The following is a 17621-nucleotide window of genomic DNA, read 5'->3' as shown; positions in this document are numbered from 1 at the left end:
ATATGCGATTTACTCTTCGTCAACTGCAAGTCTTCGTTGCTGTCGCCCAACAGGAAAGCGTGTCCCGTGCTGCGGGTCTGCTCAACCTGTCGCAATCGGCCGCCAGCACTTCCATCACCGAACTGGAGCGCCAGTCCAGCTGCCAGCTGTTCGATCGCGCCGGCAAACGTCTGAGCCTCAACGCCCTCGGCAAACAGTTGCTGCCGCAAGCCGTGGCCCTGCTCGATCAGGCCAAGGAAATCGAAGACCTGCTCAACGGAAAATCCGGTTTCGGCTCACTGTCGGTGGGCGCGACCCTGACCATCGGCAATTACCTGGCGACGCTGCTGATCGGCGGATTCATGCAGCGCCATCCCGAAAGTCAGGTGAAGCTGCATGTGCAGAACACTGCCAATATCGTGCAACAAGTGGCTCATTACGAAATTGATCTGGGTCTAATCGAAGGCGATTGCAGCCATCCGGACATCGAAGTACAGAGCTGGGTCGAGGATGAACTCGTGGTGTTCTGCGCCCCGCAGCATCCACTGGCCAAACGCGGCAGCGCGACCATGGAAGCGTTAACGCACGAAGCGTGGATTTTGCGGGAACAGGGTTCGGGGACGCGCCTGACGTTCGATCAGGCGATGCGCCATCACCGCAGCGCGCTGAACATCCGGCTGGAGCTGGAACACACCGAAGCGATCAAGCGCGCGGTGGAATCAGGTCTGGGGATTGGCTGCATCTCGCGCCTGGCGCTGCGTGATGCCTTCCGTCGCGGCAGCCTGGTGCCGGTGGAGACGCCGGATCTGGATCTGGCGCGGCAGTTCTATTTCATCTGGCACAAACAGAAGTACCAGACCTCCGCCATGCGCGAATTCCTCGACCTGTGCCGCGCCTTCACCGCCGGGGTCCAGCGCAGCGACGAGATCGTTCTGCCGAGCATCGCCTAAAGCAGAATCACCGCCCACACCAGGGCAATCATGCTCAGCGCCACGAATTGCGCGGCACTGCCCATGTCCTTGGCGTTCTTGGACAGCGGGTGCAACTCAAGCGAGATGCGGTCAATGGCCGCCTCCACTGCCGAATTCAACAGCTCGACGATCAGCGCAAGCAGGCACACAGCGATCAGCAACGCCTGCTCGACCCGGCTGACATTGAGAAAAAACGTCAGCGGAATCAGCACCACGTTGAGCAGCACCAGTTGGCGGAAAGCCGCTTCGCCAGTGAAGGCGGCGCGCAAGCCGTCCAGCGAGTAACCGGAAGCGTTGAGGATGCGTTTCAGGCCCGTCTGGCCCTTGAAAGGTGACATAAAGTAGATAACCGACCGAAAGAAAGTGGGGAAGCTAGATCAACGAAAGTCAAAAAAGCGTGAAGACGCCAGCACTTACTGGCTCGGAATTGACTCAAGTTGCTGCAGCAGTAAAGCTGCCTGGGTCCGGGTTCGCACGTTCAACTTGCGAAAGATCGCCGTGACGTGGGCCTTGATGGTCGCTTCGGACACGCTCAGCTCGTAAGCGATCTGCTTGTTCAGCAACCCTTCGCAGACCATGGTCAACACCCGGAACTGCTGCGGTGTCAGGCTCGCGAGGCCATCACTGGCAGCCTTGGCTTCATCCGAAACACTGACCGCTTCAAACGCCTGAGGCGGCCAGAACACATCGCCGTCCAGCACCTTGCGCACCGCTTCCTGAATCACGCTCAGGTCGCTGGACTTGGGAATGAAACCACTGGCGCCGAATTCCCGGGACTTGACCATCACCGAGGCTTCTTCCTGGGCCGAAACCATCACCACAGGAATCTGCGGGTATTGACCGCGCAGCATCACCAGCCCGGAAAACCCGAAAGCGCCCGGCATGTTCAGGTCCAGCAGCACCAGATCCCAGTCAGCCTTTTCGGTCAGGCGGGCTTCCAGCTCGGCGATGCTCGCCACTTCCACCATGCGCACGTCCGGGCCAAGGCCCATCGTTACCGCTTGATGCAGTGCGCTACGAAAAAGAGGGTGATCATCGGCAATCAGGATGTCGTATGTGGCCATTTTTCAAATGATCCTGTTTTTGATGGCGGGCCCGCGCATTCGGGCCTTGCCAAAGCAAATCCAGACACCGCCCGGCAGCGGCATCCACAGGGGCACGTTCAACGCCAATCACGAACAAAAACGGCGTTTCAAACCTTGGCCGCACCCCAATCGGCGCCAAGCATGACCAGCGAAGCCGGGGTGGTCAAGCCGCACGGCCACTGCTTTAGCAGTATGGGCCAGGATCAGGCCGGTACGGGGGGCGCGTTTCGGATATAGGGCTGCAATTCGGCGTGGGCCGGCGTCGATACATTGACCTCCAGTTGCTGCTTGGCCCCCAGGTAATGCTGGCTGAACACATCGAAATAGGCGTCCAGCGCCGACGCGGCGTCCGAATCGCCGGCCAGTTCCAGGCACAGCGCCGCCACTTCGGCGGTGCACAGGTGTTCACTGCGGGTCGAGCGGCGCAGGCGATAACGCGACAGCTTGTCGGGTAACAGGCTCAGAATCGGCAAGCGGTCGAAATACGGGCTCTTGCGGAAAATCTTCCGGGCTTCGGTCCAGGTCGCGTCCAGCAAGATGAACAGCGGACGCTTGCTGCTATCGAGATCCACGGTGTTGGTCACCCGCGAGGGATCGACGTACTCACCGGGGAACACCAGATACGGCTGCCATTGCGGGTCGCTCAGCAGCGCCAGCAGTTGCACGTCAGGTTCGGTCCGGGACCAGATGAAGGCATGGTTGTCGCGCACGATGTCGGCGATCAGCCAACCGGTGTTGCTGGGTTTGAACACTTCCTTGCCTGTCATGATCAGGCAAACGCCCGAGCGCGTATCGACGGTCGGCCGCCAGGCGCACAGGCAATGGCTGATGATCACCCGACAATCGCGGCAACGCGGGGAGCGAAAGCCACGGGCCTGAATCGGCTTGATACCTTCATCCTCGCGCTGGTCGCGCAGGCGGGCCACGGCGTTGGGGGCATGATTCATTGCAGGCGGCACCGGCAGACAGGAAAACTCGACACAAACGACACTCGGCAGGGCAATAAAGGGCGGCAGTTTACCAGAGCGGCAGGCACAAGCCTGTACCCTCCCGACCGGCTCCCCTATAATTCGCCGCCACTGAACGCACAGTCACGTGGCTGGTCGAACCACCAGTCACTGAACCAGGAGAGTTTCATGCTGCGCCTTATCGTTCCCACCGCTGCCATTCTGCTGGCTTCGTCCTTCAGCGCTCAGGCGGCATCCCTGAGTGAGCAGAATCTGAACCGAGAGCTGCGCAATGTCGCCGCACAAAGCAGCGTCGGCACGCCACGGGCGATCAACGAAGACATTCTTGATCAGGGCTACACCGTCGAAGGCACTACGCTGATCAACCACCTGAGCGTGCAAAAGAGCCACGCCGACAAAATGCGCGCCGATCCCAAAGCCGTGTATTTCCAGTTGGGCGCCTCGGTTTGCAACAATCCGTCGTACCGTAAGCTGATGGCCAAGGGCGCGATCATGCGTTACGACTTCACCGAAGTGAAAAGCAACAAGGCGATCGGCTCCGCCAGCTACCAGGAATCGGATTGCCCGAAAGCGGCTCCAGCGAAGAAGAAGTAATCATCGCGACGTGGCGCGCCGCTGTTCATCCTCGGCGCGCAGTTCGGCCAGCAAGGCCTGCAAGTAACGCGAGCGGCGATCCCCTCCCGCCAGCCGTCGGCAGCACTCCTCCTCGAGACTCACTTGGTTGGTCTCGGCCGATGCTTTCAACAACCGATACAGCTGCGTATCGATCTCCAGAATGATTCTGGCCATGTGTCCTGCCTCCCTGCCACCCGCAAATCCTTGAATAGCGTGCACCTTGCGTACGGTCGTTGACGCAAAGTTGTCGTACGGCGCCTTTAACTTAGTAAATCAGAGCATTCAGCCCTCGACGCGGCATCGGACGAGCGGTGAAAACACTTCGCAAAACGCCAATAAGCAGTTGCCAGGAAAGACTTTGCGGCGCAATGCTCGATGAGCGAGAAGTGCTTCAAGGGTCTAGATTCAAAGTATTCCCGTTCATTTTTCCAACGGCAGGAAAGGATCTGCCGGATGTTTGTTTTCTTGCAGCGCGGCACTGACGCCGCACGTCAGGGCCGAAAGCCCTGTGCAGAAGGAGAAGTTGCATGCCTTACCAACCGAATGACCTGCTCAGCCGTCATTTTCAGGAAAGCGGCCACGACCTCATCAGCAAGGTCGAAGAACAACTCAACCTCGTGTCACCCAACAGCCCGAATTCCCCCATTTACCGCGACATGATCCTGACCGTGCTGCGCATGGCCCAGGAAGACCACAACCGCTGGAATGCGAAGATCACCCTGCAAGCCCTGCGCGAACTGGAGCAGGCCTTTCGCACCCTTGAACAGTTCAAGGGACGACGCAAGGTCACGGTGTTCGGCTCGGCTCGCACCCCGGTCGAACATCCCCTTTACGCCATGGCTCGTGAACTCGGGGCGGCGCTGGCCCGCTCGAACATGATGGTCATCACGGGTGCCGGCGGCGGAATCATGGCAGCCGCGCATGAAGGTGCCGGTCGCGATCAAAGCCTCGGGTTCAACATCACCCTGCCCTTCGAACAACATGCCAATCCCACTGTGGACGGCACCAATAATCTGCTGCCGTTCCACTTCTTCTTCACCCGCAAGCTGTTCTTCGTCAAGGAGGCCGATGCGCTGGTGTTGTGCCCTGGCGGGTTCGGCACCCTGGACGAAGCGCTGGAAGTACTCACGCTGATCCAGACCGGTAAAAGTCCCCTGGTGCCGGTGGTGCTGCTGGACGCACCGGGCGGGACGTTCTGGCAAGGCGCACTGGACTTCATCCGCCAGCAACTGGAGGAAAACCGCTACATCCTGCCGACCGACCTGAAGCTGATGCGCCTGGTCTACAACGTTGAAGAGGCGGTGGAACAGATCAACCAGTTCTACGGCAACTTCCACTCCAGCCGCTGGCTCAAGCGCCAGTTTGTCATTCGCATGAACCACAAGCTGAGCGATCAAGCCCTCGACCATATGCAGGAAGCCTTTGCCGATCTGTGCCTGAGCGACCAGTTCCATCAACACGCCTACACCGGTGAAGAACACGACGAGGCTCAATTCAGCCACCTGACGCGACTGGCCTTCGCCTTCAATGCCCGGGACCACGGGCGTCTGCGAGAACTGGTGGACTACATCAACCAGCCTGAAAACTGGGCCCAGTCACCCCCCCAGACCGCTCAACGCACCCGCGAACCGTCGAAGGTAACGTGAAGGCAAAAAAAACGGCCCGCTATTGAAATAGCGGGCCGTTTTTTGATTGAAGCTGGAGCGATTTAATCGTCCATCCCTCTGCCGCTGAACAAGCGGTTGATCATCTCCATCGAGAATCCCCGATACGCCAGGAACCGACCTTGTCTGGCGCGTTCCTTGGCATCGCCGGGAAGCTGTCCGGAGAACTTCCGTTGCCACGTGTCCGTTAGCTGCTCCTGCCAGTTGATGCCGCTCTCGCGCAACGCGAGTTCAATATCGGCGCGTTGCAAACCGCGCTGGCCAAGTTCTTCGCGAATCCGCAGTGGGCCGTAACCGGAGCGGGCGCGATAGGAAACAAAGCTTTCAAGATAACGGGCTTCGGAAAGCAGCCCTTCTTCCGTCAAACGGTCAAGGGCTGTTTCGATCATCTCGGGGGGAGCGCCACGCTGACGCAGTTTGCGCGTCAGCTCGACTCGACCGTGCTCGCGGCGTGCGAGCAGGTCCATGGCGGTTCGCCGCACCGCGACGAGGGTATCGAGTACGGCGGTTGTCATCGGTGCAATCAGATATCAGCGTCAGCCAGGTCGTCTTCGGTCTCTTTGACCGCAGAAGCCTTCGAGTCGGCGATCACTGCTGGCGACAGCAGTTTGTCACGCAGTTGCTTCTCGAGCTTGGCCGCAACTTCCGGGTTGTCTGCCAGGAACTTGGCCGAGTTGGCCTTGCCCTGACCGATCTTGGTGCCTTCGTAGGCATACCAGGCGCCGGACTTCTCGACAAAACCGTGCAGCACGCCCAGGTCGATCATCTCGCCGTTCAGGTAGATACCCTTGCCGTAGAGAATCTGGAACTCGGCCTGACGGAACGGCGAAGCCACCTTGTTTTTCACAACCTTGACGCGGGTTTCGCTGCCGACCACTTCGTCGCCTTCCTTCACCGCGCCGGTACGGCGGATGTCGAGACGAACCGAAGCGTAGAACTTCAGCGCGTTACCACCGGTAGTGGTTTCCGGGCTGCCGAACATCACGCCGATCTTCATCCGGATCTGGTTGATGAAGATCACCAGGCAGTTGGCGTTCTTGATGTTACCGGTGATTTTACGCAGCGCCTGGGACATCAGACGGGCTTGCAGGCCCACGTGCATGTCACCCATTTCGCCTTCGATTTCAGCCTTCGGCACCAGGGCGGCCACGGAGTCGACGATGATCACGTCAACGGCGTTGGAGCGCACCAGCATGTCGGTGATTTCGAGGGCCTGCTCGCCGGTGTCCGGCTGGGAAACCAGCAGGTCGTCAACATTGACGCCCAGCTTGCCGGCGTACTCGGGGTCGAGGGCATGTTCGGCGTCGACGAAGGCGCAGGTCGCACCGGCTTTTTGAGCCTGGGCGATCACGGACAGCGTCAATGTGGTTTTACCGGAAGATTCAGGACCGTAGATTTCAACGATACGGCCTTTTGGCAGGCCGCCGATGCCAAGTGCGATGTCCAGACCCAGAGAGCCGGTGGAGATGGATGGGATCGCCTGACGGTCCTGATCGCCCATACGCATTACGGCACCCTTGCCGAATTGACGTTCGATCTGACCCAGGGCCGCAGCCAAGGCTTTCTTCTTGTTGTCGTCCATTAAAGTCCTCACGTAATCAATAAGGCCTGACGGCCAACACCTGTATAAGTAGCCAGTATTATTCCACAGCGTTCACGGATCGCCTACCCCTGATTTTCGATTTCTCGTGCCGCTAGCCGCAGCAAGCCGTCTAGCGCGGCCTTCACCGTTTGTCGGCGGACTTCGTCGCGGTTTCCGGGGAAGTGCTGGAGCTCACTGGAAACCGTGTCGCCCACACCCCAAGCCAGCCAGACGGTGCCCACTGGTTTGTTCGGCGAACCACCGTCCGGCCCGGCCACACCGCTGACCGCCACGGCAAACCGCGCCAGGCTTTTCTCCTGAGCGCCACGTACCATGGCTTCGACCACCTCGCGACTGACCGCGCCCACGGTGCCGAACAGATTAGCCGGTACATTCAACTGCTGGGTTTTCTGGCGGTTGGAGTAGGTCACGTAACCCGCCTCGAACCACGCCGAACTCCCCGGAATGCGGGTGATGGCTTCGGCAATCCCGCCACCGGTACAGGACTCGGCCGTAGTGACATGGGCGTTGAGCAATTGCAGACGTCGGCCAAGTTCGGCCGCCAGTTGGGTGATTTCTTTCACGGCGCGCTCCGGATCGGATGGAATGGGTACCACCGTACACGAGCCGGTTGCGCTTTCAATACACAAGCTTATTCAAAATGTGCAGGCGCCAGCGCTCTGATATAGGCCTGACAAGCCTGCAAGGCGATCAGTCCACGGTCGCCTTCGCCGGTGATGGCGACAATTCGTCGAGCATGCGCCGGGTCAAGTCGGGCGCGTACGGTTGCATGATCCACGCCGCCGGCGCCGGTGGTGGCTGACACACCGCAGCCTTGGGCAGCATCGCCTGCGTCGATGAGGACTGACAGGCGCAGATCAGCAGTGGCAAGACGATCGCGCAGGCGATCCTGATCACGTTGGGCATCGTTCAGTGCTCGGTAATGAGTTTGTTCACTGGCCGCGAGCCGTTGCTCAACGGCCAGTCGCTTGTCCTGCTCGGCCTGTTGCGCAGTCGCGGCCGTCAGGGTCAGTTGATTGAGGATTTCGGCGTGCTGCCGGGCCTGCTCGGCCAGTTGCCGACCGTAGCGCCAGTCCTGGAATTGCCACGCCAGCGCCGCCGACCCTGCGACCAGCAGCACCAGGCCAATCAGCCGCCAGATGCTCAGACCGAAGGCAGGCATAGCACCGCCCTCGCCCGCCCCCACAGCTCCAGGCGATCCTGCAAGCCGTTCAACCCGCCGTTGATCCGCCGGGTAATGCTATTGAACTGATCCTGATCCGCCAGCGCGTTCAGGCCATTCTTCTCCCAGAACCACGCAGCGGACTCGGCCGCCCATTGCGGTTGTTCCAGCAGTTCCGGCAGCGCCAGCAAACGCTCATCGCCGAACAGCCCGAGACTGCACTGGCGATAGTTGGCGCGCCCGGTGATCTGGATCAGCCCGCGACCGCGATACTTCTGCCCGTCGCCATCCGCCTCGGGCGTGTTACCCAGGCGCAAGGCCAGCGTACCGGTGTCGTATTTGCTCAGGTATTGGTTGTTGCCCAGTTCACGCACGTACTGCAACTGCCCCGATTCGTGTCCGATCTGGGCGAGAAACGCAGCGATGCGCTTGGGCGTGTCGATGAGATGGCGCGCCATGGCATCGTTGAGTGCAGAAACAAAAACGCCCGCTTGGCGGCGGGCGTTGGGCATGATGTTGAGTAGGTTGTCTTCAGTAATTTGCATAATGCTCGATCCTCCCTGGATGCTCCGATTGAATCACGGTTGGCGACCAAAGCTGATCAGCCATTGTTTACCTCAGTTTTCAGCGTGCTGTCCGGGGACACCTGGATCATTCGCTTGAACAACCCCAGCATGCCTTGATTGGCCGTCAGCCTCTCTAGCGGCGGGTCCAGTGGCAGTACCTGTCCTCCGGAAACCAGCCACTCCTGGTACTCGAGCCAGTCCCGATTAATGGGATCCTGTGGAATAAACGCTGAATCACTCAGGCGCAGAACGCCATACGATGTGAGCTGATAACTCATGGACTTGTCCCTAGATTTCCGCGTCCGCGGTCCAATCGACCTGCAATGCCTGCCCGGGAAAGCTGCCTACGGGCGTCACGGTGGCAAGCGCAAACCCTCGCTCGCTCACACTTTGCAGGATGGTTCCTGTGCAGGCCTTCGCAAGCGATGAATGCCAGACTTGATTGCTCGCCTCACCAGGGCAATACGTCACGACCGTTGGCTGAACTCGCTTGGGCACCTGCATATCGATGCACATTCCATATTGGCCGGAATTGGCTGCCGCTACTTGGGAAAAGGTGGCGATACAGGTTCCTGGGCCGTTGTTCGAACGGATCGGCAAACGGTTTACAAAGGATTTTTCGAAATAGCGCTGACAGAGAGTCAACTCTTCCGCCGCTGGACGGTATTCAAACGGTGTTGCAACCGGCCCCTCCTCCAATTGCATCTGTGCCAGATCGACGGTCTGCAACACGTTGAGCGGCAGATCGAACGACAAGGTCAGGCAGTCATTCACGCCCAGCATTTTCCCGGCGATGGTTGGCACCTGAAACGTTGCGCTGTATTTCTTCCACGACGTACTCAGTTGAAAGACGTCGACAACCTTCACGACACCCTCCGAACCGCCCGCCCCGAATTGCTGGGCAATCGTGACACGCAAAGGACGCGTCGCATCGGATCGCGCCCAGAAGCTGACTGTCGCCATTCGTCCGGCCAGGGTCCTGACCGATTCAATGCTCTGGGCGACTTTATGCACCGTTGCTCCCGTGCCTGCGGTGGCCTGCTGCCAGCGCAGGAAATAAGCGGGTTCACCCACGACTTCCGTTTGACCGAGGGGAAAATCCTGGCGCGAAATGCTGACACCTGCGTTGCCGTTCCAGTCGCACCGAAAGCGATCCGCCACATAGCCACCGATGTTCGGCCCCTGATTGGTCGTGCCGCGTTGCCAGATATTGAATCCACCATTGATCAACAGATTCTTGCGATACACCTGCACAGGAAACTGCTGCAGCGGATCAGGCTTGGCCAGTTGCCGAATGGCCTGTGCCAGTTGATCGGTCTGCTCCTCATCCGGCGTCAGACCGGCGGCCGTGATCGCGTTGAGAATTTCCTGGGTCACACTGTTTCCCCAACTGGCCGGGATCAACGATCCCGGTTTTCCGGCGATGGGGTCTTCATCGACGAACTTGCCATTCTCCAGGCCTGAGCCGGGAACGCTTTTCGGATAATCCATGTTAATTCCTCCTTGATCAGATCATCGGCTCAGCCCTTTGAGCGCAGCAAGCCTTCAAGCCAGTCGGGCTCTACCGGACGAGCCTGGGCATCCGGAAATTCCGGATCATTGGGCCAGTCGCGCAGTGCCTGTCGATAGGCGAGAAGTTGTTTGAATTCGTCGGTGCGCAGAGTGGTGCCTTCGCCGACTTCCAGCTCTTCGGCATCGCGAAGAACCAGCCATTGGGTGCGATCCAGTACCTTGTCTCGCCAGGCCCTCTCTGTGTCATCGGGGATTTGCTCAGCCAGTAGCACCCGTTCCGGGCGTCCGTTGGCGGTCAGAGAAAGAACGGTTCCTTTTGGAGCGTTCGAGACCAGCGCGCAATACTCGCCCTCGCTTAATTCAAAGGCGTCCACAGGAATATTGGTGCCGTGTAGATCGGAGTGATAAAAGCCGGAAGTTGTCGGAGAAAAATAGTACATGCTCAATATCCTATTCCGATGACACGAGCGGCAATGGAGCCTGACGGCCATTCAGGACAACGTACATTTATGCCTGCCTGCCGACTCACGGTCGCATTATTGTTCCAGATCAGTTGCGTTCCGGATGCCGTGCCTTCATGGGAAGCGACTGCAAGAAACAGCGCGTTGGGAAAGACCAGCGGCCATAGATTCAGATCGCCATAACCATTGTTCCCCGCCTGGCTGGCCGCCCCGGTGATCCACTGAATGATTAGTCCACCCATCCACGAGGGGAAAACGACATAGCCGGATGCCCCCAGCCTCACCATGAACCCTAGCCTGAGTTTTTTAGGGGTCACGACAGAAGTATCACTGACACCGGCGTTGACCTCCGCCTGAGATGCAACCTTTGCAATCCCCATCAGCGACTCGGTCGCCTGTTGCACCTTCTTCGCTATCGATTGAAACACTCGTAACGGCGTCATCACCTGGGTAGCACTGGTTCCCGACTCTGCTTCGTCCTGACTGGCCAGGCTGTCGCTCTGCTTCTTCGAGATCAGCGTATCGATTGCCGCCCTGAGTTGGGTGTTATCACTCTCATCGGCAGCCGTCCCTGCGCTTTTGATGACTTCAAGAATTTCTTGCGTAACACCATTTCCCCAGCTTGCCGGAATCAACGAACCGGGTGTTCCGGTGAGAGGGTTTTCGTCAACAAACCTGCCATTCACCAAACCTGCACTGGGAATGTTTTTTGGATAATCCATTACCTGTCTCCTGAATATGAATACACGTCCATTCGGCTGCGTCAGGCAGAAACTGCCGTGAACCAGGCAGGCTGCTCAGGCCGCTCAGCGAAGATCTGAAACGAGCTCGCGGCAGGCCAGTCGCGCAAGGCCTGGCGGTACTCGAGCAGCTCCAGATACTGCTGAGCCTTGAGCGTTGTTCCACGTCCCAGTTCCTGCTCGTCGCGGTGGCGGGTGACCAGCCATTCGGTGGCCGCGAGCATGGTCTGGCGCCAAGTGCGTTCTGCCGCCAGAGGCTCGCTGTCCTCGATTACAAGGCCCTTGGCGACAATGGGACTTTGCATTGCGCGCGAAGGCTCGACAGCGGGAGCCGCATCGGCCATCGGCGCACCGATTTCAACGTCGACACCTTCGGGCACCTGCACCATCGCCGCGACGAAAGCAGGCGCGAACAGTTGCTCGATCGCGTAGTCACCTGTGTCGATCACCTCAATCGCAACACCGTTTTCAATACGTGCATACATGGCCATTACGCGTACTCCCAGATTTCACAGAAGGCATTGCCACCGGCACCACTCAGAAAGGACGCAGAAGTGTTGTTGGAGCAGGTACCTCCACCTCCGGAACCTCGAACCCCCGCATAGCCATTGCCGTTGACACCGGTGGACGACGCACCGCCGTCAAATGGGCTGGCGCCCCCGGTGCCGGAAAGCACGCCCCAATTGTTGTTGAACATCGCGAACCCACCGCTCACGCCGCGGGCGTTGGTCAGATTGCCGCCTGTGACCACCTGACCACCTGGGCCGCCCTGGACGAAGCCGTTCGCCGTGGGTCCCACGGCGACAGCCAGAATCTGCCCGCCAGCACCGCCGGCTGCACTCATCAAAGAGCCGAACGAAGCGCCGCCTCCCGCCAAGCCAGCCACAGTGCGGGACGCGCCACCAGCGCCCAGCGTGACAGGCACGCCGGCGAGCATGTCCGTCGTCACGTCATACAGACCTTCCGCATAGGCTCCAGCGCCACCACCTCCGCCAATCCGCACAGTGCTCACCTCGACAGGTGCACATCCGCCCCCGGAACCTCCCGCGCCGACCAGCCGGACGCGAATCCTTTTCGCATTGGGGTTGGGGCGGTAAACCGTGATCCCGACCGTCTAGATCTGTCTGACTGCCAGCAGCCGCCCTACGGCATCGGTGATGCCGTAGCCCGCCAGCGTGGTCGGGGTGTTCTGCAGTTTGGTGAAGTCGACAAGGGCGCCAATGGCCGTTGCCAGCTGGTTGGTTTTGCTCTCGTCAGGTGTCAGTCCGGCGGACTTGATGGCGTTGAGAATTTCTTGCGTGACACTGTTGCCCCAAGAGGCGGGGATCAGTGATCCGGGCGTGCCGGCAACGGGGTTTTCATCGGTGAATACGCCGTTGACCAGGCCGACGCCAGGGATGCTGTTTGGATAATCCATTGCACGGTTCCCTATGCTGCGATCAGTTGGTTAAGGTTGCGCCGGGCACTGCCGGCCAGGTGACCTCGCGGGGAAAACCGGCCTGTTTTTCGATGCGGTTCAGCTCCACGCTGTAGAGCTTCCATTCGAGCAACTGCAGTTGCTCTTCTTGGGAGGCATCGCCGATGTCTTCTGCGTATTGCAAAGGGGCGATGCGCAGGACCGCGTCGCGCAGCAGCGTGTCACGCTCTTCCAGGACCTGCTGGCTGATGCTGAGCAAACGGGCCTGCTCATCCACTTGCCAGGAGTTATCACGCCACACATGAAACTCGCCGGGCCATGGCTGTGCCGTAAAAGTGTCGGGCAATTCGCCCAACTCGTTCCAGATCTGTTGCCCGCCGCCGTCCTTGCGGAAAACCGGACCGCGCCGGTCAATCACCTCTCGCGGTACACCGTTGATCAAGGCCCAGGTGCGACCAGGTTCCGGGACAGGTAATTCGAACGACAATTCCACCGCGTTGCTGGGCAGTTGAATGCCGATGCCAGGGGTAACGAAAAACTCGACAGGCCCGGACAAAGCGCCCGCGCCGTCAACCAAATAATTGAACATGGGCACCTCAGATGAGCTTGATACGGCCGGGATAGGCGATGTTGCGAGGACGGGATTTGAAAGCCAGCAGCAAGGTGTTGGCAGCATCTCGTTGGTAGGTCGTATTGGCAGGATAGACAGGGCCGCCGTTGACCAGTCCGGACACGTATTGCGGCTCTTCACGAGTATCGGCACCGAAACTGGTCAAGGCGTCCGACCACCAGGCCCCCACCGCACCGGCACCATTGGCGCCCATGGCGTAAGAATGAGTCGATCCGACCTGAAAGGAGCCCATGGAGCGACCGGCATCCACGCCCCTGCCCTCGTCCAGCACTCGCAGAAACTCGCCTCGCCCTTCCGGACCTCGAAAGGTTGCCGCGCCGTCACCCGAGGTCCATTTACCTTCGTTACCAGCACGCGCAGCTTCGGTGCCCAACATTCCGGAAAGCTGGGCGTGATCCCACAGCCATGGCCACTCGACACGCTTCATGACCGTGCCATTAAGTGCACCATAACCACCGGGGCTGAGCAAAGTGGTCGTCTCGAAAAACGGCCGGCCAAGGGGAGTATTGTCAAACCGGCCGACTGGCCACCAGCTACCCGCTGCGTCACTGCGCAGATGCCACCAGTCTCCCGCCCCCATCAACACCAGAAACGGATAACCGCTAGGTGAAAGGTGAGTGTGAAAACGGATGCGGTCGGAATCCGACGCCTGAACGATCAGGCGGTTGCCGCTGTTATCCATGCGCCGAACAATCACATCGCGTACGCCCAGGCCCGCGTTCGCCGGCGGCAACGTGACCGTCACGGCGCTGGATCCGCCATCGATCAACACCAGGCCCAGCTCCGGGTCGGTCAACGCCTTGGATGCAGTCAGCCGTGTCACCACCGAGCGCATCGGACTGGCATTGCCGACAATCGACTGAATGGCTTTGAGCAACTGACCGGTATCGGCCTCGGCAGCTGTCAGCCCGGCGCCGATAATCACGTTGAGAATCTCTTGCGTAACGCTGTTGCCCCACACCGCCGGTATCAACGATCCCGGCGTTCCCGCCACCGGGTTTTCATCGACGAACCGGCCATTGACCAGGCCGACGCTAGGGACGCTTTTTGGGTAATCCATCGGATGTTCATTCCTCTGAAATGACAAATGAAACGTGGCCGCGCGCGGGTACTCGCAAAGGCTCAAAACGCTTCTGTTTCTGAAAATAAAAAGCCCACCGTGAAGTGGGCTTGGGTGACGCGAGTGCGATTAGGAGGTCGAGTTGGCCGTCAGTTCACGAATGGCCAGCAACGCCTCATCGGCAGCAGTCCGGGCCTGATCCATATGGCCTTTACTTGCATAAGCACGAATCTGGGTCTTGGCTTTCAGGCGCAAGGTGCGCAGAGTCAGCAGGCTGTCGCTGAGCTGGGCGGCCTTGTCGAGAATCTGCTCGGCGGACTGTTTCGCCGAACGGCCCTTAGCAACCCACGCGGCGACGGACAGCGGCACTTCCTTTTTCGGGTAACCGGCGTCCTGAAAGGCCTGAGCGTCGATGGCAGCCTGGGCGTACTCCAGGGCTTTGAGCGGATCGCCGGCCAGTTGAATGCGAATGGCGTCAGCGGTCGCATCGACTCTGGCACACAACTGTTCGGCGGCCTGCTGATCGAGCAGCGCCGCCCTTTCTTCGTTGACCACCCACTGTTCGCCATTCCAGTCATGGGCGGCCGATGGAGCCGGCGGACGTAATTCGCCGTCGATCTGATGCAGTTCCTGAATGACGATCATCGAATGAGCTCCCATTGCAACTGAACGTTCACGGCGTCCCCGAAATTGATCGCGATGCCGACGCTGTAGTCGTTCAGCGGATGACTCTTGATGCCCATGCTCAATAGCAATTCATCGCTGTCGGCGCTGGCCTGCGCCAGGTTGTGCTCAGCCTGATAGGACTGCCACAGAGAACGCAGATTGGCATGGTCGAAACTGGCGGTCAGGGTGGACACGGTGACGTCGTTGACGATGTTGTTGGTGAACACTACACATGGCTGCGCAGTGGTAGGATTCCAGCCGCCCGCATTGTTGGATACACCCGTTGAAACCGGCGACAGGTAGCTGTAGTTGCCGCCTGCCCATCCGGCGCTTGGAAAGGCGACGCTCGTCACGGCGGTCGACGAAGGCGTCGGGTTACCCACGATCAACCGCGCAGCACGAGCATGGGGATCGAGCGGCAAAAACACCGCACCGGTGCCGTTGACGGTCTGCGTCCAAGTCAAACGCGCCCGGTTGTAAATCGAGCGCACTACCGGCACAGAGCCTGGAGCACCGGTGACCACCCAGGCCAGGCACATGTCCAGCACCGAACTCTGGAAACCGCCACCGGCAGCACCGTTGACAGTGCCTTTCAGAGACTCGGGCGTCGCGTCGTAAATCGTCCCGCGCTGCATGTAAAACGTCAGCGCCCCACCCACCACCTGCGCCCGCAGAAAGTAACCCGAACTCGGCAGCAGATCGGCGCTACTCCAGGCCTGAGTGGTGAACGTTCGCGAACGTCCCAACTGCCCCGCCACCACTTCCTGACCGATGCTGACGTAAATGCCCGCCGGCACCGACACTCGTCCGCCGCTGGTCGATGCGGCGGCCGGCGTGATCGGCATCCGGGCGTCAGCCGTGGCCACGGTCGGCAATGGCAACGCGGCCAATGGCAACGCGAGATCCTGATTCCAGCCCTTGGCCGAAACACTCTGAATCGCCTGGAGCAACTGATCGTATTTCTTCTCGTCCGGGGTCAGATCCCCGGCCTTGATCACATTGATGATTTCTTGCGTAACACCGTTGCCCCAGTCAGCGGGGATCAGCGACCCCGGTGTCCCGGTCAGCGGGTTTTCATCGATAAATTTCCCGTTCACCAGACCGGCGCTGGGGACACTTTTTGGATAGTCCACGTGCGGACCTCCCGTTATTCAGAGGGATGGTTGTCAGGGTTGGTTTTCAAAGATCAGACCAGTGGCGGCCTCAGGCAGGCCGTTCGGGCCAGACTACGTGTTGCGGGTAATCCGGCTGCTTTTCGATCTTGTTCAGTGCCAGCTTGTACGTGGCGTAAGCCTTGAACCGCTGCATGTCGTCGGCATCCAGCAATCCTGCAATGTAGGCGTCCGCCATACCGACAGTCTGTTGATCGGCTTCTGCCAGCAGCTCATCACGCCGCGCCAGCGCAGCGGCTCGCCGTTCGGCATCGACTTGCTGCGAGCTGTTCGGCAAGGCGTGCTTGGTGACCTTGCCTTCGGTGTATCGCCAGATGCCGTCACGCTCATCGATCGTGCGCAGGAACAACTCGTCGGAAATTTCCACCGCGCTGGCCGGAATCTGCGTGTGAATCATCGGGTCGTAGCGTCCAAGGAGTTCACCCTGGGCGTCAAAATCAATAAATTTCATCGTCTTCACCTTTGATTTCAGAAGCCCATGGCAAACCAGTTCCAGCCACCGGGATCGGAATTTGAAAATCGTTGAAACTGGCTTAGCGAGAGTCTGTAAAAGGAAAAACGCAGGTCTGCGAACCCCGGGGAAATATCGCCACCTGACAGAAACAGCACCGCGCTGGGAAAGGCAATCGGATAGGTGATGGTTTCGCTGAGGGCTCCGCCGGTGGCCAGCCCCCATTGCAAAATCAGACCGCTGGGAAGGCGCTGATAGCCACCGGCAGTTCCCAACGAAGCGGCGAATGCCGGAGAGTATTTGAGCGCGCCGTCCCCCGAGTCCAATCCCCACCCGCCGCCCAATAGAAGGCGCCTGAAGGTCACGAAACTGCCGCCGACAAATGAAAGGGAGGTACCTGAGACCCCATTGGTGGTGCTCAGGGTTTCGCCCGTTCTGGCTTTCACTGTCAAACCACCGGAGCTGGCGACAAGAGAGACCAGGCCACCCGCAGGAACGCTCGACCAGTCAGGCAATGTCGCCGTGCTCGGTCCAGTGAAGATAGAGAGTTTGCCAACGTCCGCGGCCGTCAACGTCACTTCGCCGACGTAGTTGGTTTGACCCGCCAGACTACCCAGTGCGCGCTGGACAAACTCTGTCGTCGCGACCTTCTGACTGGAGTCGAACTGTGCAGGCGTTTCAAAAAGTCGCTTGCCGCGCAGCGCCTCCAGCAATTGCGTGTTCAAGCCCTCGGTAGGCTCGATGCCCGCCGCCTTGATGACCGTCAACACTTCCTCGGTCAGCGCATTGCCCCATTCGGCAGGAATCAACGACCCCGGCGTTCCCGTGATCGGGTTTTCATCGACGAATCGGCTGTTGACCAAACCCACACCGGGCAGGCTTTTCGGATAATCCATTG

24 protein-coding genes and 1 pseudogene are annotated in these 17621 nt (G+C 59.6%); 4 read left to right on the top strand and 21 right to left on the bottom strand.

Features of this window, described 5'->3' with window-relative positions:
* Positions 1-2: 2 nt before the first annotated feature.
* A complete protein-coding gene (locus AC1MDC_RS05680; RefSeq protein WP_085697388.1) occupies positions 3-929 on the top strand; it encodes a LysR family transcriptional regulator in 927 nt (308 codons plus the stop codon).
* Here AC1MDC_RS05680 and AC1MDC_RS05675 read toward each other — a convergent pair.
* Both AC1MDC_RS05675 and erdR read right to left on the bottom strand, forming a co-directional pair.
* The gene (locus AC1MDC_RS05675) at positions 926-1288 is read right to left on the bottom strand and encodes a diacylglycerol kinase (protein WP_003222276.1); all 363 of its coding nucleotides are present in this window, start codon (positions 1286-1288) and stop codon (positions 926-928) included. The two genes, AC1MDC_RS05680 and AC1MDC_RS05675, sit on opposite strands and share 4 nt — an antisense overlap.
* 75 nt (positions 1289-1363) lie before the next feature.
* Complete coding sequence (erdR, locus tag AC1MDC_RS05670; protein ID WP_085647827.1) at positions 1364-2014, bottom strand: response regulator transcription factor ErdR; 651 nt, start codon at positions 2012-2014, stop codon at positions 1364-1366.
* On the opposite strand from erdR, the gene AC1MDC_RS05665 reads away from it, so the two are divergent.
* Entirely contained in the window at positions 2007-2180 is a 174-nt protein-coding gene (locus AC1MDC_RS05665) for a hypothetical protein (RefSeq protein ID WP_170929707.1), read from the top strand. The two genes, erdR and AC1MDC_RS05665, sit on opposite strands and share 8 nt — an antisense overlap.
* Positions 2181-2238: 58 nt before the next feature.
* Here AC1MDC_RS05665 and AC1MDC_RS05660 read toward each other — a convergent pair whose 3' ends face one another.
* The gene (locus AC1MDC_RS05660) at positions 2239-2982 is read right to left on the bottom strand and encodes a tRNA-uridine aminocarboxypropyltransferase (protein WP_480392650.1); all 744 of its coding nucleotides are present in this window, start codon (positions 2980-2982) and stop codon (positions 2239-2241) included.
* Between the two features lie 189 nt (positions 2983-3171).
* Between AC1MDC_RS05660 and AC1MDC_RS05655 the strand changes: the two genes are divergently transcribed.
* On the top strand, positions 3172-3597 hold the full coding sequence (locus AC1MDC_RS05655) for a PA3611 family quorum-sensing-regulated virulence factor (RefSeq protein ID WP_085697386.1): 426 nt from the start codon (positions 3172-3174) through the stop codon (positions 3595-3597).
* Here AC1MDC_RS05655 and AC1MDC_RS05650 read toward each other — a convergent pair whose 3' ends face one another.
* A complete protein-coding gene (locus AC1MDC_RS05650) occupies positions 3598-3792 on the bottom strand; it encodes a hypothetical protein (RefSeq protein WP_480392649.1) in 195 nt (64 codons plus the stop codon).
* A gap of 353 nt (positions 3793-4145) precedes the next feature.
* Between AC1MDC_RS05650 and AC1MDC_RS05645 the strand changes: the two genes are divergently transcribed.
* Positions 4146-5264 carry an LOG family protein gene (locus AC1MDC_RS05645; protein ID WP_085697384.1) on the top strand — a complete coding sequence of 373 codons (1119 nt, stop codon included), beginning with the start codon at positions 4146-4148 and terminating at the stop codon, positions 5262-5264.
* Positions 5265-5326: 62 nt separating this feature from the next.
* Here AC1MDC_RS05645 and recX read toward each other — a convergent pair whose 3' ends face one another.
* The 17 genes and pseudogenes from recX to AC1MDC_RS05560 all read right to left on the bottom strand — a co-directional run bounded on the left by recX (position 5327) and on the right by AC1MDC_RS05560 (position 17619).
* On the bottom strand, positions 5327-5797 hold the full coding sequence (recX, locus tag AC1MDC_RS05640; RefSeq protein ID WP_085697383.1) for a recombination regulator RecX: 471 nt from the start codon (positions 5795-5797) through the stop codon (positions 5327-5329).
* 8 nt (positions 5798-5805) lie between these two features.
* Complete coding sequence (recA, locus tag AC1MDC_RS05635) at positions 5806-6864, bottom strand: recombinase RecA (RefSeq protein WP_085683314.1); 1059 nt, start codon at positions 6862-6864, stop codon at positions 5806-5808.
* 83 nt (positions 6865-6947) lie between these two features.
* Positions 6948-7448 carry a CinA family protein gene (locus AC1MDC_RS05630; protein WP_085697382.1) on the bottom strand — a complete coding sequence of 167 codons (501 nt, stop codon included), beginning with the start codon at positions 7446-7448 and terminating at the stop codon, positions 6948-6950.
* A 68-nt stretch (positions 7449-7516) separates the two neighbouring features.
* Positions 7517-8047 carry a lysis system i-spanin subunit Rz gene (locus AC1MDC_RS05625; protein ID WP_085697381.1) on the bottom strand — a complete coding sequence of 177 codons (531 nt, stop codon included), beginning with the start codon at positions 8045-8047 and terminating at the stop codon, positions 7517-7519.
* Entirely contained in the window at positions 8029-8592 is a 564-nt protein-coding gene (locus AC1MDC_RS05620; RefSeq protein WP_480392648.1) for a glycoside hydrolase family 19 protein, read from the bottom strand. Before AC1MDC_RS05620 ends, AC1MDC_RS05625 begins: the two co-directional genes overlap by 19 nt.
* Before the next feature lie 56 nt (positions 8593-8648).
* Entirely contained in the window at positions 8649-8891 is a 243-nt protein-coding gene (locus AC1MDC_RS05615; RefSeq protein WP_480392647.1) for a hypothetical protein, read from the bottom strand.
* Positions 8892-8901: 10 nt separating this feature from the next.
* Positions 8902-10104, bottom strand: coding sequence for a carbohydrate binding domain-containing protein (locus AC1MDC_RS05610; protein WP_085697379.1), 1203 nt, complete (start codon positions 10102-10104; stop codon positions 8902-8904).
* A gap of 29 nt (positions 10105-10133) precedes the next feature.
* The gene (locus AC1MDC_RS05605) at positions 10134-10565 is read right to left on the bottom strand and encodes a phage tail assembly chaperone (protein WP_085697378.1); all 432 of its coding nucleotides are present in this window, start codon (positions 10563-10565) and stop codon (positions 10134-10136) included.
* Positions 10566-10567: 2 nt separating this feature from the next.
* A complete protein-coding gene (locus AC1MDC_RS05600) occupies positions 10568-11308 on the bottom strand; it encodes a gp53-like domain-containing protein (protein WP_085697377.1) in 741 nt (246 codons plus the stop codon).
* Between the two features lie 41 nt (positions 11309-11349).
* Positions 11350-11817, bottom strand: coding sequence for a phage tail assembly chaperone (locus AC1MDC_RS05595; RefSeq protein WP_480392646.1), 468 nt, complete (start codon positions 11815-11817; stop codon positions 11350-11352).
* Positions 11817-12743, bottom strand: a pseudogene (locus AC1MDC_RS05590) (glycine-rich domain-containing protein). The gene AC1MDC_RS05595 and the pseudogene AC1MDC_RS05590 overlap by 1 nt, the downstream one beginning before the upstream one ends.
* 22 nt (positions 12744-12765) lie before the next feature.
* A complete protein-coding gene (locus AC1MDC_RS05585; protein WP_480392766.1) occupies positions 12766-13332 on the bottom strand; it encodes a tail fiber assembly protein in 567 nt (188 codons plus the stop codon).
* A gap of 7 nt (positions 13333-13339) precedes the next feature.
* Positions 13340-14434 (bottom strand): phage tail protein, encoded by a 1095-nt coding sequence (locus AC1MDC_RS05580; RefSeq protein ID WP_480392645.1) that lies wholly within the window; start codon positions 14432-14434, stop codon positions 13340-13342.
* A gap of 129 nt (positions 14435-14563) precedes the next feature.
* Positions 14564-15079: a phage tail protein gene (locus AC1MDC_RS05575; protein WP_085697372.1), complete on the bottom strand. Its 516-nt coding sequence runs from the start codon at positions 15077-15079 to the stop codon at positions 14564-14566.
* On the bottom strand, positions 15076-16233 hold the full coding sequence (locus tag AC1MDC_RS05570; protein ID WP_480392644.1) for a phage tail protein: 1158 nt from the start codon (positions 16231-16233) through the stop codon (positions 15076-15078). The genes AC1MDC_RS05575 and AC1MDC_RS05570 overlap by 4 nt, the downstream gene beginning before the upstream one ends.
* Before the next feature lie 70 nt (positions 16234-16303).
* Entirely contained in the window at positions 16304-16723 is a 420-nt protein-coding gene (locus tag AC1MDC_RS05565) for a tail fiber assembly protein (protein ID WP_480392643.1), read from the bottom strand.
* Between the two features lie 17 nt (positions 16724-16740).
* Positions 16741-17619: a gp53-like domain-containing protein gene (locus AC1MDC_RS05560; RefSeq protein ID WP_480392642.1), complete on the bottom strand. Its 879-nt coding sequence runs from the start codon at positions 17617-17619 to the stop codon at positions 16741-16743.
* Positions 17620-17621: the final 2 nt, after the last annotated feature.

This window comes from Pseudomonas sp. 1 (genome assembly GCF_056626735.1).
The sequence above is the reverse complement of the archived record's forward strand: the minus strand, read 5'-3'. Positions and strand labels throughout refer to the sequence as shown.

Excerpts from the sequence above, each read along its gene's own strand:
- erdR (WP_085647827.1), bottom strand. The coding sequence starts at position 2,014 with ATGGCCACATACGACATCCTGATTGCCGATGATCACCCTCTTTTTCGT.
- AC1MDC_RS05585 (WP_480392766.1), bottom strand. The coding sequence starts at position 13,332 with ATGTTCAATTATTTGGTTGACGGCGCGGGCGCTTTGTCCGGGCCTGTC.
- AC1MDC_RS05580 (WP_480392645.1), bottom strand. The coding sequence starts at position 14,434 with ATGGATTACCCAAAAAGCGTCCCTAGCGTCGGCCTGGTCAATGGCCGG.
- AC1MDC_RS05675 (WP_003222276.1), bottom strand. The coding sequence starts at position 1,288 with ATGTCACCTTTCAAGGGCCAGACGGGCCTGAAACGCATCCTCAACGCT.
- AC1MDC_RS05605 (WP_085697378.1), bottom strand. The coding sequence starts at position 10,565 with ATGTACTATTTTTCTCCGACAACTTCCGGCTTTTATCACTCCGATCTA.
- AC1MDC_RS05565 (WP_480392643.1), bottom strand. The coding sequence starts at position 16,723 with ATGAAATTTATTGATTTTGACGCCCAGGGTGAACTCCTTGGACGCTAC.
- AC1MDC_RS05600 (WP_085697377.1), bottom strand. The coding sequence starts at position 11,308 with ATGGATTATCCAAAAAACATTCCCAGTGCAGGTTTGGTGAATGGCAGG.
- AC1MDC_RS05610 (WP_085697379.1), bottom strand. The coding sequence starts at position 10,104 with ATGGATTATCCGAAAAGCGTTCCCGGCTCAGGCCTGGAGAATGGCAAG.
- recA (WP_085683314.1), bottom strand. The coding sequence starts at position 6,864 with ATGGACGACAACAAGAAGAAAGCCTTGGCTGCGGCCCTGGGTCAGATC.
- AC1MDC_RS05645 (WP_085697384.1), top strand. The coding sequence starts at position 4,146 with ATGCCTTACCAACCGAATGACCTGCTCAGCCGTCATTTTCAGGAAAGC.
- AC1MDC_RS05560 (WP_480392642.1), bottom strand. The coding sequence starts at position 17,619 with ATGGATTATCCGAAAAGCCTGCCCGGTGTGGGTTTGGTCAACAGCCGA.
- AC1MDC_RS05615 (WP_480392647.1), bottom strand. The coding sequence starts at position 8,891 with ATGAGTTATCAGCTCACATCGTATGGCGTTCTGCGCCTGAGTGATTCA.
- AC1MDC_RS05625 (WP_085697381.1), bottom strand. The coding sequence starts at position 8,047 with ATGCCTGCCTTCGGTCTGAGCATCTGGCGGCTGATTGGCCTGGTGCTG.
- AC1MDC_RS05595 (WP_480392646.1), bottom strand. The coding sequence starts at position 11,817 with ATGGCCATGTATGCACGTATTGAAAACGGTGTTGCGATTGAGGTGATC.
- AC1MDC_RS05655 (WP_085697386.1), top strand. The coding sequence starts at position 3,172 with ATGCTGCGCCTTATCGTTCCCACCGCTGCCATTCTGCTGGCTTCGTCC.
- AC1MDC_RS05620 (WP_480392648.1), bottom strand. The coding sequence starts at position 8,592 with ATGCAAATTACTGAAGACAACCTACTCAACATCATGCCCAACGCCCGC.
- AC1MDC_RS05650 (WP_480392649.1), bottom strand. The coding sequence starts at position 3,792 with ATGGCCAGAATCATTCTGGAGATCGATACGCAGCTGTATCGGTTGTTG.
- recX (WP_085697383.1), bottom strand. The coding sequence starts at position 5,797 with ATGACAACCGCCGTACTCGATACCCTCGTCGCGGTGCGGCGAACCGCC.
- AC1MDC_RS05660 (WP_480392650.1), bottom strand. The coding sequence starts at position 2,982 with ATGAATCATGCCCCCAACGCCGTGGCCCGCCTGCGCGACCAGCGCGAG.
- AC1MDC_RS05680 (WP_085697388.1), top strand. The coding sequence starts at position 3 with ATGCGATTTACTCTTCGTCAACTGCAAGTCTTCGTTGCTGTCGCCCAA.
- AC1MDC_RS05575 (WP_085697372.1), bottom strand. The coding sequence starts at position 15,079 with ATGATCGTCATTCAGGAACTGCATCAGATCGACGGCGAATTACGTCCG.